Annotated in this window: 17 protein-coding genes; 12 read left to right on the forward strand and 5 right to left on the reverse strand. The window is 71.8% G+C overall.

What is annotated here, in order from left to right:
* Positions 1–114: 114 nt before the first annotated feature.
* Genes AB0I81_RS49315 through AB0I81_RS49325 form a run of 3 tightly spaced genes read right to left on the reverse strand, consistent with a single transcriptional unit; the run spans position 115 to position 3853 of the window.
* Complete coding sequence (locus tag AB0I81_RS49315; RefSeq protein ID WP_360673651.1) at positions 115–1335, reverse strand: cytochrome P450; 1221 nt, start codon at positions 1333–1335, stop codon at positions 115–117.
* A complete protein-coding gene (locus AB0I81_RS49320) occupies positions 1332–2564 on the reverse strand; it encodes a cytochrome P450 (protein WP_360673654.1) in 1233 nt (410 codons plus the stop codon). The genes AB0I81_RS49315 and AB0I81_RS49320 overlap by 4 nt, the downstream gene beginning before the upstream one ends.
* Positions 2561–3853 (reverse strand): FAD-binding monooxygenase, encoded by a 1293-nt coding sequence (locus AB0I81_RS49325; RefSeq protein ID WP_360673657.1) that lies wholly within the window; start codon positions 3851–3853, stop codon positions 2561–2563. Before AB0I81_RS49325 ends, AB0I81_RS49320 begins: the two co-directional genes overlap by 4 nt.
* A gap of 376 nt (positions 3854–4229) precedes the next feature.
* On the opposite strand from AB0I81_RS49325, the gene AB0I81_RS49330 reads away from it, so the two are divergent.
* The 7 genes from AB0I81_RS49330 to AB0I81_RS49360 are packed head-to-tail and all read left to right on the forward strand — an operon-like array spanning position 4230 to position 10345.
* Complete coding sequence (locus tag AB0I81_RS49330; RefSeq protein ID WP_360673660.1) at positions 4230–5450, forward strand: cytochrome P450; 1221 nt, start codon at positions 4230–4232, stop codon at positions 5448–5450.
* The gene (locus tag AB0I81_RS49335; protein WP_360673662.1) at positions 5447–7138 is read left to right on the forward strand and encodes a fatty acyl-AMP ligase; all 1692 of its coding nucleotides are present in this window, start codon (positions 5447–5449) and stop codon (positions 7136–7138) included. The genes AB0I81_RS49330 and AB0I81_RS49335 overlap by 4 nt, the downstream gene beginning before the upstream one ends.
* Positions 7139–7154: 16 nt before the next feature.
* Complete coding sequence (locus AB0I81_RS49340; RefSeq protein ID WP_360673665.1) at positions 7155–7943, forward strand: ferritin-like domain-containing protein; 789 nt, start codon at positions 7155–7157, stop codon at positions 7941–7943.
* Entirely contained in the window at positions 7943–8425 is a 483-nt protein-coding gene (locus tag AB0I81_RS49345; RefSeq protein ID WP_360673668.1) for a hotdog fold domain-containing protein, read from the forward strand. Before AB0I81_RS49340 ends, AB0I81_RS49345 begins: the two co-directional genes overlap by 1 nt.
* Complete coding sequence (locus AB0I81_RS49350; RefSeq protein ID WP_360673671.1) at positions 8422–8682, forward strand: acyl carrier protein; 261 nt, start codon at positions 8422–8424, stop codon at positions 8680–8682. Before AB0I81_RS49345 ends, AB0I81_RS49350 begins: the two co-directional genes overlap by 4 nt.
* The gene (locus AB0I81_RS49355; RefSeq protein ID WP_360673674.1) at positions 8679–9509 is read left to right on the forward strand and encodes a class I SAM-dependent methyltransferase; all 831 of its coding nucleotides are present in this window, start codon (positions 8679–8681) and stop codon (positions 9507–9509) included. The genes AB0I81_RS49350 and AB0I81_RS49355 overlap by 4 nt, the downstream gene beginning before the upstream one ends.
* Complete coding sequence (locus tag AB0I81_RS49360) at positions 9506–10345, forward strand: acyl-ACP desaturase (protein ID WP_360673677.1); 840 nt, start codon at positions 9506–9508, stop codon at positions 10343–10345. Before AB0I81_RS49355 ends, AB0I81_RS49360 begins: the two co-directional genes overlap by 4 nt.
* A gap of 48 nt (positions 10346–10393) precedes the next feature.
* Here the strand turns inward: AB0I81_RS49360 and AB0I81_RS49365 are convergent, their stop codons facing one another.
* Positions 10394–10876: a PaaI family thioesterase gene (locus tag AB0I81_RS49365; protein ID WP_360673680.1), complete on the reverse strand. Its 483-nt coding sequence runs from the start codon at positions 10874–10876 to the stop codon at positions 10394–10396.
* A 180-nt stretch (positions 10877–11056) separates the two neighbouring features.
* Here AB0I81_RS49365 and AB0I81_RS49370 point away from each other — a divergent pair, with 180 nt between their 5' ends.
* From AB0I81_RS49370 to AB0I81_RS49380, 3 genes are all read left to right on the forward strand, one after another.
* On the forward strand, positions 11057–11959 hold the full coding sequence (locus AB0I81_RS49370) for a LysR family transcriptional regulator (protein ID WP_360673681.1): 903 nt from the start codon (positions 11057–11059) through the stop codon (positions 11957–11959).
* Positions 11960–11975: 16 nt separating this feature from the next.
* Positions 11976–12881 carry a LysR family transcriptional regulator gene (locus AB0I81_RS49375; protein ID WP_360673684.1) on the forward strand — a complete coding sequence of 302 codons (906 nt, stop codon included), beginning with the start codon at positions 11976–11978 and terminating at the stop codon, positions 12879–12881.
* A 72-nt stretch (positions 12882–12953) separates the two neighbouring features.
* The gene (locus tag AB0I81_RS49380; protein ID WP_360673687.1) at positions 12954–14630 is read left to right on the forward strand and encodes an AMP-dependent synthetase/ligase; all 1677 of its coding nucleotides are present in this window, start codon (positions 12954–12956) and stop codon (positions 14628–14630) included.
* A gap of 48 nt (positions 14631–14678) precedes the next feature.
* Here AB0I81_RS49380 and AB0I81_RS49385 read toward each other — a convergent pair whose 3' ends face one another.
* On the reverse strand, positions 14679–15209 hold the full coding sequence (locus AB0I81_RS49385; protein WP_360673690.1) for a DUF4442 domain-containing protein: 531 nt from the start codon (positions 15207–15209) through the stop codon (positions 14679–14681).
* A 179-nt stretch (positions 15210–15388) separates the two neighbouring features.
* On the opposite strand from AB0I81_RS49385, the gene AB0I81_RS49390 reads away from it, so the two are divergent.
* Complete coding sequence (locus AB0I81_RS49390; protein WP_360673693.1) at positions 15389–16567, forward strand: NAD(P)/FAD-dependent oxidoreductase; 1179 nt, start codon at positions 15389–15391, stop codon at positions 16565–16567.
* On the forward strand, positions 16567–17166 hold the full coding sequence (locus tag AB0I81_RS49395) for an SGNH/GDSL hydrolase family protein (protein WP_360673696.1): 600 nt from the start codon (positions 16567–16569) through the stop codon (positions 17164–17166). The genes AB0I81_RS49390 and AB0I81_RS49395 overlap by 1 nt, the downstream gene beginning before the upstream one ends.

Here is a 17166-nt window from a genome sequence, read left to right on the forward strand (position 1 = left end):
GTGACTCCACGAAGGCCGATTCGCTCGCCTGACTCCACGGAGGCCGATTCGCTCGCCTGACCCCACGGAGGCTGCCGGTCGATCCGCTCGCCTGACCCCTCCAGTACCGGAAGATCAGGACAGGGTGACGGGCAGGGAGAGCAGGCCGCGGTGGATGAGGCTGGGCCGGTAGGAGACGGTCTCGGTGGCGAGGGTGAGGTCGCGGGTGCGGTCGAGGAGCGTGCGCAGTGCCGTCTCGGCCTCGATGCGCGCCAGCGGAGCGCCCACACAGAAGTGCAGGCCGAGGCTGAATCCGAGGTGGCGCCGGGCGGGGCGGGTGCCGTGGTAGCGGGTGATGTCGAAGGTGTCGGCGTCAGGGTAGACGCGGTCGTCCCGCCCGGCCGAGGCGGTCAGCACGATCACGCCCTCGCCCCGGCGGAAGACCCGCCCGCCGACCTCGGTGTCGGCCAGGGCGACCCGGAGCGTGAACTGGGTCGGCGCGTCGTAGCGCAACATCTCGTCGATCGCGGCCGGGATCAGCTCGGGACGCCCGCGCAGCAGCTCCTGCTGGGCGGGGTTGCGCAGCAGCGCCAGCATGCCGTTGCCGATCAGGTTGATGGACGTCTCCATGCCCGCGACCAGCAGCAGCAGGCACAGCCCGAGCACCTCGGGGCCGCTGAGCGAATCGCCGGACTGCTCCGCCGCGATCAGGTCGCTGAGCAGGTCAGGCGTCGGGTGCGCGCGCTTGCGGGTGATCAGCGCGGCGAAGTACTCCATGACCTCGCGGGCCGCCACCGAACGTTCGGCCATGGCCTCGTCGTCCAGCAGCGAGTCCGGGTCGCTGCCCCGCGCGATGGCCAGCTGCCAGCGCCGGAAGAGCTCCCCGTCGGCGGGGTCCGCGCCCAGCAGGCGGCCGGGGATCATCGCGACGGCCAGCGGCACCGCCAGGTCGTTCAGCACGTCCAGCTCGCCGCGCTCCATGGCCGCGTCCACCAGCTCGGTGACGACCCGGTCGGCCAGCGGCACCATGTCCGCGACCGTGCGCGGCGTGAACGCCTTGTTCACCAGCCCGCGCAGCCGGCCGTGCTCCGGCGGGTCCATGCGGACGAACGAGCCGGGGATCGCGGCGACGGCGTCGCGGAACGGGCTGATCCCCGCCGCGTAACCGTGGCCCCAGTCGGCGCCGGTCAGCACCGCCGCGCACTCCTCGTACCGGGTGATCAGCGTGACCGGCACGTCCCCCAGGGAGAAGGGGAGGAGCGCGCCGGCGTCCCGCGCTTTGCGGTAGACCGGGTACGGGTCGGCGCGGTGGGCCGGGTCGAAGGCGTCGAAGGTCGTCTCGGCGGTGGTGGTCATGACGGATCCTCTCGGTGGCCCCGGATGTGGACGTGCAGCTCGGACACGCCGCGCACGACGAGGTTCGGACGGTAGGGCGGCGGGTCCTGGCGCAGGGTGAAGGAGGAGACCCGCCGGGCGATGGCCCGCAGCGTGACCTCCATCTCCAGCCGGGCCAGCGGCGCGCCGAGGCAGTAGTGCAGGCCGAGCCCGAACGACAGGTGCCGTCCCGCCCGCCGGCCCGGCGCGTACCGGCCCAGATCCAGCCGGTCGGGGTCGGGGAAGGCGGCGGGGTCGCGGTTGGCCGAGGCCAGCAGCACGATGACGGCATCCCCGGGGGCGAAGGTCTGGCCGGAGACGGTCAGCTCCTCGCGGGCGGTGCGGGTGGTCAGGTGTACGGGCGCGTCGTAGCGCAGGATCTCGTCGGCCGCCGAGACGGCCAGCCCGGGATCGGCCCGCAGCCGGTCGAACTCGGCCGGGTCGCGGATCAGCGCCAGCACCCCGTTGGCGATCAGGTTGACGGTGGTCTCGTGCCCGGCCACCACGAGGATGAGCAGCGTGCCCAGCAGCTCCACCGGCGTCATGCGCACGCCCGCGGCCTCCGCCTGCACGAGCGCGGTGATCAGGTCGTCGCGGGGCTCGGCCCGCCGCCGGTCGGCCAGGTCGCCGAAGAAGGCGTTGAACTCGTGCACCGCGCGGGTGCGCGCGTCCAGCTCGGCCGGCGACAGCAGCAGGTCCGGGTCCAGCCCGCGGGCGATGGCGCCCGACATCTGCCGTACCGCCTCGTGCTCCTCGGCAGGAACGCCCAGCAGCTCGCACACCAGCGTCAGCGGCAGCGGATAGGCCAGCGACTCCAGCAGGTCCACCTCGCCCTGCGCGAGAATCTTGTCGAACAGGTCCTCGACCAGGTGCTCGGCCCGCCCGCGCAGCCCTTCCACCGTCCGGGCGGTGAACGCCTTGCTGACCAGGCCGCGCAGCCGCGTGTGGTCCGGAGGCTCCATCCAGAGGAACGAGCCGGGCAACTCCACGCCGCTGTCGGGGTGCAGCAGCTCGGACTCCTCGGCGTGGCTCCACCGCGAGTCCTGCATGATCGCCTCGGCCTCCCGGTGGGAGGGCACGAGCCGGGTGCCGAGCGGCCCCGGCACGAAAGGCCCCGCCGCGCGCAGCACCTCATATGCGCGGTACGGGTCGTGCCGCCATTCCGGGGAAACGCTGTCGATGACCGCCTGCTGTATATCTTCCGCATTCATGGGAAACTCCGGTAAATAATTCGAGCCGCGGTCGCGGGACGGAACAACACGGCCGGCGGATCCACCAGATTGGCCACCCGCATGAAGGTCCTGGAAACCACGGCATCGGTGTGCGCCGCCCGGTGGGCCAGCCCGACGAAGGCGTTGCGCAGCCGGATTCCGGGCTTGCGCCGCCCGGCCACGCCGGGATGGTTGAGGTCGGAGCTGATGGACATGCCCCAGGCCACGTCCACCAGGGCCGCCGCGGCGGCGTAGAAGCGGGCGGCCAGCCTTTCCGTCCCGCCGTCGGACAGGCACTCGCGCAGCGCCATGGCCTGCTGGGCCGCCACCGTCATGCCCTGCGCGTACAGGGGGTTGAAGCTGCACAACGCGTCGCCGAGCACCAGGAAACCGGGCGGCGGCGCGGCCAGCGCCTCGTAACGGCGGCGCACCGAGGCGCGGAAACGGTGCGGCACCGGGTCGTCCAGCGGTTCGGCGTCGGCGACGATGCCGTGGATGTCCGGCACCGGCAGCGTCTTGGCGAACGCGGTGAAGCCCTCGTGGTCGGTCGGCGGGTGGTCGCCGAGCATGCCGCCCAGCGTGACGTGCCAGCGGTCGCCCTCCACCAGCACCGCGCCGCCGCCGCGGCTGCCCGCCATGGTGGAGACCACCACGGCGAGGTCGCCGTCCAGGTGCTCGGGGCGGCGCCGGTACGTACGCGAGGAGTAGCCCAGGTCGATCTCCACCCGCTCCTCAGGCGGGGCCGCCACCCCGAGCCCGGCCAGCCAGTCCGTGGCCCGCGAGGCCCGGCCGGTCGCGTCCACCACCAGGTCGGCCGGGATCGTCTCACCCGCGACCCGCACCCCGGTGACCCGGCCGCCCTCGACGGCCAGCCCCTCGGCCGCGGTGCGCGGGCGCACCTCCACGCCGGGCAGCGCGGACGTACGGGCGCGGATGGCGTCCTCCAGCAGCGGCCTGCTGGCCAGCAACGTGGTCAGGCCGGTCGGGGTGGGGCGGGCGCGCAGGCCGCTGAGGTACCACCGGGAGCCGACCAGCACCTCGGTGACCGGCGCGCCCCGCCCGGCCACCTCGGCGGTGAGCCCCGGATAGAGCTCCTCCATGATCGAGCGCCCGCGTTCCATCAGCCCGTGCAGGTGCCTGGCCTGGGGTGCGCCCCTGCGGGGCGCCGCCCCGTCCAGCGTGTCGCGCTCCAGCACGGTCACGCGCGGGAAGGCGTCGGCGAGCACACGCGCGGCGAGCATCCCGGCGATGCCGGCGCCGATGACGACGGCGTGTTCACGGCGGCTCATCGGGCTTCCGGATCCGCTACGAGAAGGCTGTTCATCAGGCGTCCACATCCGCTGCGAGAAGGCTGTTCATCGGGCTTCCGGATCCACTGCGAGAAGGCTGTTCATCGGGGCCCTTCGGATCTGTGGCAAGAGGCGGTCGCGGCCATGCTGCGATCCGGTGCACGGCCGCCACAACCCGCGAAAGGCTGCTCCTATCGTGCGATTGGGAAAACGCGCTTATCCGCCTTATCGGCGACGCTGATCGGTCCATCGGCGGGCTTTATCGAGGAGGGCTGTTAACGACGCATTCATGTCGCTGTCGCACACCGCTGCTGTGCTTCTCGGCATGAATTCCGCAGGCTATTCCCAGCTCCCTGAAAAGGCGCCGGAAACGGCAATGGCCAGGCTGTTCCTGCCGGAAAACCGTGCCGACCCCTACACCCCCGTCCGCGAGTTGCGGGAGGCCGGCGCCGTCCACCGCACCCCGCTCGGCCTGCGGCTGCTCACTCGGTACGCCGACTGCGCGGCCGTGCTGCAGAACAGCGCGTGGAGCCACGCCGACGAGGCCGAGATGCTCCATCCGAGCGTGGACACCGAGCACGCCTCGGAGGAGTTGCCCACGTCCTTCCTGTGGATGGACCCGCCCGACCACACCCGCCTGCGCGGCCTGGTGTCCAGGGCGTTCACGTCCGGGATGGTGGCCGGGCTGCGCCCGCGGATCGAGGCGCTGGCCGCCGAGCTGGTGGGCAAGGCGCTGGCCGCCGGCGAGTTCGACCTCGTGGACCTGATCGCCTACCCGCTGCCGCTGACCGTGGTGTGCGAGCTGATCGGCGTGCCGGCCAGCGAGCACGACGCGGTACGGCGCTGGTCGCAGGATCTGGCCCGCGGTTTCGACCCCGACCCGCTGATGACGCCGCAGGCGCAGGAGGCGCGGGCCACGGCGGCACGCGAGTTCATGGCCTTCTTCCGCGACCTCATCGACCGGCGGCGCGCCGACCCGCAGGACGACCTGCTCAGCGCGCTGGCCGCGGTGGAGGACCAGGGGGACGTGCTCACCGAGACCGAGCTGCTGAGCACGTGCGTCACGACGATCGTCGCCGGACACGAGACGACCGTGAACCTGGTGTCCGGCGGCCTGCTGGCGCTGATGCGCGAGCCGGAGCAGCTCGGCCTGCTGCGCGCCGACCCGGAGCTCATCCCGAGCGCGGTGGAGGAGCTGCTGCGCTACGACCCGCCCGTACAGCTCACCACGCGTTCGGCGAAGCAGCGCATGACGGTCGCGGGAGAGGTGTTCGAGCCGGGCGACGGTGTCGTCGTGCTGATCAACTCGGGCAACCGGGACGAGAGGGCCTTCGACCGGGGCGATCGGCTCGACGTGACCCGCTATCACGACCGGCGCGAGCCCCCGCCCCGGCACCTGGCCTTCAGCCTCGGGCTGCACTACTGCCTGGGGGCGCCGCTCGCGCAGCTGGAGATGCGGGTGTTGCTGGAGACGTTGCTGCGGGAGGTGGCGGTGCTCGAACCGCTGGTGGACGAGCCGCCGTACAAGCCGAACCTGGTCGTACGCGGGCCCGCCGCCCTGCCCACCCGGTTCCAGGCGCGGAAGAACCCGCGATGACCGGCAAGACCCTGACCGCGATGCTCGACCGGTCGGCGGCGGAGAGTCCCGAGGTGGCCGCCCGGTTCTGGAGCGAGTCCGAGACGATCATCTACCGGGAGCTGGCGGAGCGGGCCAGGAGCATGGCGGGCGGCCTGCTGCGTGAGGGCGTGCGGCGCGGTGAGCCGGTCGGGGTGTTGTGCCCCAACGCGCCGGAGTTCCTGGTGGGGCTGTTCGCCGTCCTTTACGCCGGTGGCGCGGCCGCTCCGCTGCCGTTGCCGCTGTCGGGCGGCGGCCGGCAGGCGGCGAGCTATCCCGGCCGGTTGCGGGCGGTGGCGCAGGCGTCCGGGATGAGCCGCATCCTGCTCTCCCACCGCTTCGGCGGGCTCGCCGGCGACCTCGCGGACGGCCTGCCCGGCATCACCGTGCTCGCCACCGACACTCTGGGGAGCGAGCCGGATGGGTTGCCAGCGGCGACGGCACAGGGCGGGTTGCCGGAGGTGACGGCGCCGGACGGGTTGCCGGAGGTGACGGCGCAGGATGCCGCGATCGTGCAGTTCACCTCGGGGAGCACCGCCGCGCCCAAGGGTGTGCGGCTGACGCACGGCAACGTCGTGGCGGGCCTGGCGGCCATCAGTGAGGGGATCGCGCTCGGCCCCGGCGACGGCGGCGGCTTCTGGTTGCCGCTCTTCCACGACATGGGCCTGTTCGGCACGCTGTCGGCGGTGCTGTCCGGCATCCCGGCGCACGTCTGGTCACCGCTGTCGTTCGTCCGCAACCCGGCCCGCTGGCTGGGCGAGTTCGCGGGCAGCGGCGCGACGATCACCGCCATGCCCAACTTCGGCTACGACCACCTGCTCGCGGCCGTCACCCCCGAGGAGGCGGCGGACTTCGACCTGCGGCACTGGCGGATCGCGTTCAACGGCGCCGAGCCCATCTCCCAGGAGTCCGTGACCGCCTTCGTCGAACGCTTCGCCCCGGCCGGGCTCAGGCCCGAGACGGTGTTCGGCGTGTACGGCATGGCCGAGGCCACGCTCGCGGTGACGTTCCCGCCGCTGGGCCGCGAGCCGCTGTTCGAGTGGGTGGACAGGGACACGCTCTCCGGTACGGGCCGCGCGGTGCCCGCCGAGCCCGGCGCCCAGGGCTCGCGCGCGGTCGCAGGGGTGGGCCGGCCGGTGTCCGGCCTGCGGCTGCGGGTGGCGGACCCGATGACCGGGCAGGAGCGCGAGGAGGGCGTGGTCGGCGAGATCCTCATCCAGGGCGACCCCGTCACCTCCGGCTACCTCACCGCGGAGCCGGGCGCGGACGCCGACGCCTTCATCGACGGCTGGCTGCGTACCGGCGATCTGGGATACCTGCGCGGCGCCGAGCTGTTCGTGACCGGCCGCCGCAAAGAGATGATCACGGTGCGCGGCGCCAACTTCTACCCGCAGGACGTCGAGGCCGCCGCCCGCGACACCCCCGGCCTGTTCCGCGGGCGCTGCGTGGCCGCCGCCGCGCCCGACGGGTCGCAGAGCATGCTCCTGATCGCCGAGACCACCCTGACCGGCGCGGACGCCGAGGCGCTGACCACCGCGCTGCGCACCAGGATCGGGGCGGAACTCGGCCTGTCCGAGGTGTCCGTGCACCTCGTGGCGCCCCGCTCCATCCCCCGTACGAGCAGCGGCAAGGTGCAGCGCCTGGCCGCCAGAGAACTTCTCGTTTCCTGAACAGATTGGAGCCACCGTGCACAGCTTCGACGTCTTCCGCCACTACGAGCGCAACCACTGGCGCCTGGCCGACCTGAACCTGGACGAGGTGGACCGCAGCCTGGTCCGCCCCGAGTACGTGACGCTCGCCAAGAGCGCCACGATGGGCGAGTCGAACGTGATCGCCGCCGTCCACGGCTTCCTCAACGAGTTCCTGGACGACTACGACTTCTCCACCTTCGCCGTGGTCTGGGGGTATCAGGAGGTCCAGCACCACTACGCGTTCCGCGCCTGGCTGCAGGCCGTGGGCGAGAGCGTGGACGACCAGGTTGTGACCTCGATGCGGGAGCCGTACGCGCCGGGCACCACCCCGTCGGCGACGCTCGCCACCAACATCATCTCCGAGCTGACCGTGAACCACGTCTACCGCGCGGTCTCGAACTGGGTCGAGGAGCCGGTGCTGCGGACGCTACTGCTCAACGCCTCCCGCGACGAGGCGGGACACGCCCGCGAGTTCATCCACTACGCCACCGAGCGCCTGGAGCGCAGGCCGCAGGAGCTGCCGTCGGTGCTGGAGACCCTGTACGTCTACAGCTCCGAGGCCAAGATCAGGCACCCCGTCAGCACGTTCAAGTCCGGCATCAGCGAGCTGGGCGACCACGAGACCATCGACACCGGCTTCGAGCTCTTCCTGGAGAAGGTCGCGGCGGAGGGCGAGCTGGAGGTCCTCTACGGCAAGATCCGCCGCACCTTCGGCGGCATGACCGGCCTGGAGCTCGGCAGCAACGCCAAGGTGCGCCGGGCGCTGGCCGAGGCGCTGGCCTGATGAGCATCGAGGTGCCCTGGTCGGTGCTGCCCGACTACCACTGTTTCGGGTGCTCGCCGCACAACCCCGGAGGGCTCGGCCTCACCTTCACCCCGCACCCGGACGGGGTGCAGGCCGTCTTCAGGCTCGGCCGGGCCTTCGAGTCCTACCCGGGGGTCGTGCACGGCGGGCTGGTGGGGGTGATCTGTGACGAGACCATGGGCAACCTGATCGTCCTGGAGCGGCGCACGGCCGCGTTCACCGTGTCGCTGCGCACCCGCTTCCTCGCCCCGCTGCACGTGGACCACGAGTACACGTGCGTGGCCCGGCTGCGCGGCGGGGAGGGCGAACTGATCCAGGCCGAGGCCGACGTGCTCGGCGCGGACGGCGCGGTGCACGCCACCGCCTCCGCCGGCTACCGGCCCTTCTCCCTGCACGACGCCCGCACCGCGCTCACCCTTGCCGACGACGAACTCGATCTGCTCACAAGGAGACTCTCATGACCGCTCACACCTATGACGACATCCTGCGCACCCTCACCGACATCGCCGTCGCCGAGACGGGGCTGCCCGCCTCGGAGCTGGGCCCCGAGGTGGACCTGCGCGGCACGGCCGGCATCGACTCGGTGCGCGTGCTGCGCATGATCGCCAAGATCGAGCGCGCGTACGACGTGGAGCTGGAGGACGAGGACGTCTTCGGCATGTCGACCATCGGTGACGTGGCCGTGGTGGTGGACAAGGCGCTGCGGGAGAACGCGTGACGATCGCCGACACCAACCAGCACTACGACCTCGACCCGGAGATCTTCGGCCGGTTCCTCGACCCGCTGCGCAAGTACAGCTCCGCCCTCTACCTGTCCGACTCCGACTCCCTGGCCGAGGCGCAGGAGCACAAGCTGCGCTTCGTGGCCGGGCGGCTGGGTCTGACCGGCGGCGAGCGGCTGCTCGACGTCGGCTGCGGATGGGGTGCGCTGCTGCTGTTCATGGCCCGCGAGTACAAGTGCGCCACGCTCGGCGTGAGCCCCGCGCCGCGCCAGCACGACTACATCGCCCAGCGGGCCCGCGAACTCGGCGTCGAGGACCGGGTCAGCACCATGGTGGGCCATTTCGAGCAGCTGGAGCTGCCCGGACGTTCCTTCGACGCCGTCACCATGCTGGGTTCGATCGTGCACATGCCGGACGCCGACGAGGTGTTCCGGCGGGCGCGTGCGCTGCTGCGCACCGGGGGATCCCTGTACGTCTCGGAGAGCTGCTTCCGCAACCACGCCGCCCGCACCGCGTACGACGAGCGGGCCGGCACCGACTTCGTGCGCAGGGACATCTTCGGCTGGGGCGACATGCGGCCCCTGTCGGAGCTGGTGGCCGCCGCCGAGCGGGCCGGGTTCTCGATCGTGTCCGTGGACGACCTGACCGTCCACTACCGGCGCACCATCGAGGACTGGCTGGTCAACGTGGACGCGCAGGCGGACGCGCTGGACGGGCACGAGCCCGGCCTGGCGGGCAAACTGCGGCACTACCTGGAGATCGCCAACGCCGGTTGGGGCTACACGACCAAGCACTACGCGCTGGTCTGCCGGAGGTCCCGATGAAGGACGGTTATCTGGCCGCCGGGGACGTCGCCGACGCGGTTGACGGATATCTGGCCGCCGCGCCCGCCACCCGGGCGTGGGACGTGGAGACCGCCTTCGACTGGCAGGCCGCCGACGCGGGCAAACTGACCGAAGGTCAACGATCGGCCGTGCAGTTCGTCACGCTAATCGAAGACCATTTGCCCGGATATTTCGATATTTATCATCGCAACTTTCCGGTGGATGGCACGGTGGATCCCGCGATCTTCGTGCACAACAGGGAGCTCTACCACTTCACCGTCCGCTGGGCGGCCGAGGAGGACACGCACGCCCGCGCCCTGGCCCGCTACCAGGAGGCCTCCGGCCTGGCCGGCCGCGACGCGCTGCGGGAGGAGCTCGCCGTCGAGGGGCGCAAGCCCTTCGACCTGCCCTACGACCACCCGGTCCAGTTCTTCGCCTACGCGCTCGTGCAGGAGAAGGCGACCCAGATCTACTATCAGCACCTGCGCGAGGTCGCCGGCGACCCCGTGCTGCGCGAGGTGCTGCTGCGCCTGTCCCGCGACGAGGCGCGGCACTTCAGCTTCATGGCCGATGTCGTCACCCGCTACCTACGCGTGTACGGTGACGCCGTCGCCGGCCCGATCAGGGACGTGATCGCGGCCTTCCGCATGCCGCTGGCCGACACGATGCGCGGCTACTGGCGGTGGGCGCTGAAGATCGCCGACGTCGCGCGCTACGACCACACCGACTCCTACGAACACCTCATCAAGATCGTGGACCGGGCGGTGGACACGCGTACCGAACCCGTGGACGAGCTGATCAGCTTCATCCGCCGCTCGCGCACGCTGCCCGGCTGACCGGCCCCGGGGCGCCCGGCCACACGGCCGGGGCGCCCCGGCGGCGGGTCAGGGGTGCAGCACCAGGCAGGTGCAGGTGCCGTGCGCGACCAGCCGCCCCGACGACGCGTGCTCCACCCGGGCCTCCGCCGTGGCAGTGCGGCGTCCGACGTACACCGTTCGCGCGCGGCACACCAGCCGCTCACCGTCCACGGGAACGGAGCGGATGTAGTTCACCTTGAGCTCCAGCGTCGTGTACGCCACCCCGTCGGGCAGCGTGGTGAACACCGCGCTGCCCATCGCCGTGTCCATCAGCGTCGCGATCACGCCGCCGTGCACGGTGAACATGGCGTTGATGGTGGCCGGGTTCGGGTCCAGCACGTAGACCGCGCCGCCCTCCTCCAGCGACTCCACGGTGATGCCCAGTGACGCGCCCACCCCGAGACCGTCCCGCATGCCCTGGTCAAGCAGCGTACGCAACTCGTGGATGCGGGTCGCCACCGTCGTCGGCTCCTGCGTGCCGTTCGCGCTCATCCGATGCCCTCTCTCCAAGAAGTTCTCCCCGGATTCGAGCAAGGCGCGGTGGCCACGGGATGAACAACCCGGCGGTGATTGGCGGTTCCGATCGCACGATCGCGCCCCGACGGGCATTTCACCGACTGTTCGCCCCGCTTCGCCCCGCCGTTTCGAGCCTTGCGCCAGCCTGGATCAAGGATCTTCGGGGAGGTCGGGTTGGAGTTCCGTTACCTTGTTTCGTTCCTCGCACTGGCCGAAGAGCTGCACTTCGGCCGGGCCGCCGCCAAGCTGCACCTCACCCAGCCGTCCTTGAGCCAGCAACTGCAGCGCCTGGAGCGCCGCCTGGGCGTCACGCTGGTCCTGCGTTCCTCGCACGAGGTACGGCTGACCCCGGCGGGCGAGGAGTTCCGCGACCACGCGCAGGACATCGTCCGGCGCGTGGAACGGGCGGCGCAGGCCGCCCGCGAGGCCGCCGACGGCCGGTTCGGCACCCTGCGCGTCGGCTACAACTTCTCCAGCTGGCAGGCCGTCCTGCCGGCCGCCCTGGCCCGCATGTACGAACGTTTCCCGCACATCGTGGTGGAGCTGTCGGAGCTGCGCTCGGGCCCGCAACCGGACGCGGTGGCCGACGGCGAACTCGACATCGCCTTCGGCCACGGCCGGCCGGGCACCAAGGGGCTGCGGCAACGCCCGCTGATGCGGGTGCCCGTGGTGGCCCTGGTCGGGGCCCTGCACCCGTGGGCGCGCCTGCCCTCGGTGGGCTTCGCGGAGCTGGCCGGGCAACGCTGCGTGTTGTTCAAGCGGGAGCAGAGCCCGGTCATGTACGACGCCATCACCGCCACCGCGGAACGGTGCGGCATCACCCTCGACGTCGCCCACCACATGGACGACCTGAGCGCCACCTCCCTCGTGGTCGCCACCCAGCAGGTGGTCGGCTTCGTCTCGCTGCACCGGGGCCGCCACGAGGCGGCGGGTGGCCTGGGCCTGGCGGCGGTGCCCTTCCACGGCCCCGCCCCGGTCATGGACCTGCACGCCATCTGGCGGACCAGCGACTCCCCGCCTGCCGTCAACGCCCTGCTGAGCTGCCTGGACAAGAGACATCCCGCTCAGACCGCATAGCCAACGGGAGGCCCCGATGGAATTCCAGCTGATGGACGCGTTCGTCGCCGTCGCGGAGGAGCACAACTTCGGCCGGGCGGCCCGCCGCCTGAACGTGGCACAGTCGTCGGTCAGCCTGCGCCTCAAGAGGCTGGAGCGGGAGGTGGGCGTGGAGCTGGTGTCCCGCTCGTCCCAGCCGGTCCGGCTCACCCCCGCGGGACAGGTCTTCCTCGACGAGGTCAGACAGGTCCTGCAACTGGCCGGCGAGGCGGCCGAGACGGCCCGCGCCGTCGCGGCCGGCCGTCGCGGCACGCTGCGGATCGGCTTCAACTTCGCGGCCGGCGCGCTCGTCCTGCCCGCCGCGCTGACCCGCCTGCACGCCGAGCGGCCGGGGCTGCGCGCCGAACTGCTGCGCCAGGACAGTGGCCCGCAACTGCGCGCCCTGGCCGAAGGGGAGCTGGACGTGGCGCTGGTGTTCGGCGCGCAGCACCGCCCCGGCTGGCGGACCATGCTCGTGCACCGCGTGGACCTGGTCGCCCTCGTGGACCGGCGCCACTCGTGGGTACGGCGCGAGTCGGTGGGCTTCAAGGAGCTGGCCGAGCAGCGGTGCGTCATGCCGCGCCGCGAGTTGTGCCCGGCGATGTACGACGAACTGCACACCGTGGCCCGGCGCGCGGGCACGCCGCTGGACGTCGTGGCGGAGCTGCGCGACCCGCTGGCCACCGCGGTCGCCGTGCGTACCAGGCGGGTGGTCGGCTTCACCACCGCGCCCCGCCTCTACCAGGGCACGGTGGCCGGCCTGCACACCGTCCCGCTCACCGGCCCGACCCCGAGCCTGCCCGTGTACGCGGTGTGGCGCGGCGAGGAGGTCTCCGCTCCCGTACGTGCCTTCGTGAACTGCCTGCGCGCGATCGGCCCCGCCAATCGGCCGGTTGGACCTTGACCATTGCCGGTCGGGGACGGCCGCGACGACGATCGTTCATGGTGATACGTCTGACGGAGTGGAGAGCTGACGGTGCGCGAGTTCACGGTCGACGCCCTGGTGGAGATCGGCGACGACGACACGCTGACGGATGCGTTGTGGGGCAGGGCCGCCTCCGAGCCGGCCCGCGTCGCCTTCGCCGCGCCCCGGGACGGGACGCCCGAGTTGCTCTTCGGGGAGCTGGCCGGCCGGGTGCGCGGGCTGGCCCTGCGGTTGGTCGCGGAGGGCGTGCGGCCCGGTGACCGGGTGGCGATCATCGGGCCGACCTGCGCGGACTGGGTGATCGCCGACCTCGCGGTGCTCAGCGCCGGCGCGATCACGGTGCCGATCTACCCGACGGCCTCGGCCGAGCAGATCACGGCCGTGCTGCGTGACGCCGCTCCCGTCCTCTGCTTCGCCGCACCCGGCATGGACGTGCCGGGCGCGGAACGTGTGTGGAGGTTCGGCGAGTTCCCCGCCCCGCTGCCTGAGGACGCGGGGGCGGCGGCCGAGCTGGCGGAGCGGCTCGCGGCGGCGCGTGCCGACGACGTGGCGACGATCGTCTACACCAGCGGCACCACGGGCGTCCCCAAGGGATGCGTGCTGACCCACCGCAACATCCTCGCGGCGGCGGGCAACGTGGTGGCCCTGCTGCCGGAGCTGTTCGGGGATCAGGAGGAGAGCACCGGGAAGCCGTCCACGCTGCTGTTCCTGCCGCTCGCGCACGTCTACGGCCGCGTGGTGCTCTTCGGCTGCCTCCGGGCCGGGACGCGGACCGGGCTGGTGGCCGACGCGGCCGGCCTGATCTCGTGCCTGGCCGGGTTCCGCCCGACGTTCCTGGTGGGCGTCCCCTACGTGCTGGAGAAGATCCGCAAGGCCGCCCGGCGGCAGTTCGACGAGCGCGACCTCATCGCCCGCGGGTCGGCCATCAGGCATGGACGCCCGGGGCGGGAGCGGGGCGGCGAGGAGTTGCGGGCCTGGCTGCAGGGGCTGTTCGGCGGCCGGCTGACGCACATGATCTGCGGCGGCGCCTCCCTTGACGCGGCCACCCTCGACTTCTTCGCCGGTGCCGGGCTGACCGTGCTCGGCGCGTACGGGCTGACCGAGACCGCCTCCACCGTCAGCATGAGCGCCCCCACGGCGAACGTGCCGGGCGCGGCGGGCCGGCCGGTCCCCGGCACCACCGTGGCGATCAGTGACGACGGCGAGATCCTGGTACGCGGCCCCCAGCTCGCACCCGGCTACTGGCCGGACCACGCCCACCCCGCCGGAGACTGGCTGCGCACCGGCGATCTCGGCCACCTCGACGACGGCGGCTTCCTGCACGTGACCGGCAGGCGCAAGGAGATCCTGGTGACCAGCGGCGGCAAGAACGTCGCGCCCGCCCCGCTGGAGGACCGGCTGCGCTCCTGCCCGCTCGTGTCGAACTGCATGGTCGTGGGGGAGGGCCGCCCGTTCGTGATGGCCCTGATCACCCTGGACCCGGCCGCCGTCTCGGCCTGGGAACGGGAGACGGGCACGACGGACGCCGCCGCGCTGGAGCGGGAGCTGGAACGCGCCGTGACGCAGGCGAACGAGCCGGTGTCCAGGGCCGAGTCGATCCGCGCGTTCCGGGTGCTCGGCGAGGACTTCACCGTCGAGCGCGGCCACCTGACACCCTCGCTGCGGCTGCGGCGCGCGGTCATCGAAAAGGAATTCGCCGCCGAGATCGAGGACGTGTACGCGAGCTGACCAAAAAAGCGCCCCGGCCTCAACGAGAAGGCCGGGGCGGCGAAGTGTTCAGACGCCTTTCATCCAGCACACGTAGTCGAAATCGACCTTGCCGACGAGCGTGCCCTCGTCATTGTGCAGCAGCGCCTTTCCGGGCAGTTCGTAACGCCCTTCGTCGGTGTCCTCAAGAATGGTCTGTACGACCTGCGCGGCCAGCGTGCCGGTGGCCCGGATGCGGCCGGTGGCCGGGCGCAGGAAACTGACCCGGCTCTCCCGCAGCACGAAACTCTGCACCTGCGCGAAGCGCGGCGCGACCGCACCGGAGAAGGCGCCGGCGCAGGCCACCTCGGCGGCCAGGAACATCGCGCCCGCGTGCACCGTGCCCAGGTGGTTGCGCATCTCGGCCCGGTCGGCGACCTCCGCCACGGCCTGGTCGGGACCCAGTTCGACGATGCGCACGCCGACGTGGTTGTTGAACGGCACCACCGAGTCGACCATGCGGCGGATGCGCTCGTAGTCGGGCCGGCCGTCCACCAGCGCGGTGGCCAGCAGCTCTTGAGCCTGCGTGATTTCGCTTGAGAATTTGCTTTTCGGAGGCATGCGACAATGAGGGCACGTCATTCCTAACAACGGGTTAACCGGCGTCGCCGGGAATCGGAATAGCGCCTTATCCGATGCGTTCCCCAATGGTGCGATAGGAACGGTCGATCCATTGTTGACGCCTCGTCGGCGACCTCCGTAAAACGGAAAAGTATGCACTCGAATTTGGAGGTCAACCGATGTACGACGCAATTGTCGTCGGCGCCAGGTGCGCCGGTTCCCCGGTGGCCATGCTGCTGGCCAGGGGCGGGCACCGCGTGCTGGTCGTGGACCGGGCGACCCAGCCGAGCGACACGGTCTCCACGCACTACGTGCAGCAGTACGGGCTGGCGAAGCTGAAGGAGTGGGGCCTGCTCGACACCCTGGCCGCCACGGGGGTCACCCCCATCCGCCGGATGACGATCTCCTACCGTGACGCCTTGATCGACGGCTTCGCCGACCCGCTGGACGGCATCGACTTCACCTACGCGCCGCGCCGTACCGTACTGGACCCGATCCTGCTCGACGCGGCGCAGGGCGCCGGGGCCGAGGTGCGGCAGGGCTGGACGGCGCGGGAGCTGATCGTCGAGGACGGCGCGGTCGTCGGCGTCCGCGGCGGGGACGGGACGGAGGAGCGGGCCAGAATCGTGATCGGCGCGGACGGCTCGCAGTCGTTCGTGGCCAAGGCGGCCGGGGCCGAGATCTACGAGAGCATCCCGGCGGCCTCGTTCGTCTACTACTCCTACTGGACGGGCCTGGACACCCACTTCCACAGCCGGATCGGCGTGGACCAGCAGGTCGGCGTCTGGCCGGTCGGCGGCGGTCAGACCCTGGTGGCGATCATGAAGCCGACCGGCCGGTGGGAGGAGTTCCGCACCGACGCCGAGGCGAACTTCCACCAGGTCGTCAAGGACATCGTGCCGGAGATCGCCGAGCAGATCGCCGACGGCGGCGAGCGGGTGGAGCGCCTGCACGGCATGCGCTACCCGGACAACTTCTACCGCCAGTCGTACGGGCCCGGCTGGGCGCTGGTCGGCGACGCCGGCTACCACAAGGACCCGATCACGGGGCAGGGCATCAGCGACGCGTTCGTGCACGCGGGGCTGCTGGCCGAGGCCGTGTCGCAGGCGCTTGAGGGCGAGCGGCCGATGGAGCAGGCCCTGGCCGAGTACCAGCGGGTCCGTGACGAGCGCAGCGCCTCGGCCTACCGCTTCGCCGCCACGATCGGCGCGCTGCGGCTGCCGCCCCAGCTGGAGGCGATCTTCCACGCGCTGGCCCGCAACCCCGAGCACGCCCGCGACTTCTTCAACGTGATCGCCGGCGCCATGACCGGTGAGCAGTTCTTCGCCCCCGACAACGTCGCCCGGATGATCGGCTGATGGAGGCCACGCGCATGCCCGTCAGCATGATGCTCATCGGGGACAGCTTCGCCGAGGGCCGCGGCGGCGAGCCGCTGCCGGGCGGCGGCTTCCGCGGCTGGGCGCCTGACCTGGCCGAGCGGCTCGGCATCCCCGCCCGGGAGTGCGTCAACCTCGGCTCGTACGGCGCCACCACCCAGGACGTGCTGGACCACCAGCTCGCCCAGGCCCTCAGCGCGTCGGCCGCGCTCTACGGCGTCACCGTGGGCGGCAACGACCTGGTCTCGCGCGACTTCGACGCCGCCCGCTTCCGGCACAACCTGCGGCACATCCTGACCACCCTGACCCTGCGCGGCGCCCGGGTGTTCACCATCACCTGGCCCGACATCCCCGGCAAGCTGCCCGGCCTGGCCGAGGACAAGCGGCGCGCGCTGCGGACCCGATTCGCCGAGGCCAACGACTTCATGGACAAGCTCACCGCCGAACTGGGCGTGATCGCGTACGACATGGTCGACGCCCCCGTGACCAGGGACCCCGGCATGTGGGCCCCCGACGGCATGCACCCGAGCCCCGCCGGGCACCGCGTGATCGCCGCCGAGCTCGCCACGCTGCTCGGCTGA

It is taken from the genome of Nonomuraea sp. NPDC050404, assembly GCF_040655495.1.
Classification (GTDB): domain Bacteria; phylum Actinomycetota; class Actinomycetes; order Streptosporangiales; family Streptosporangiaceae; genus Nonomuraea.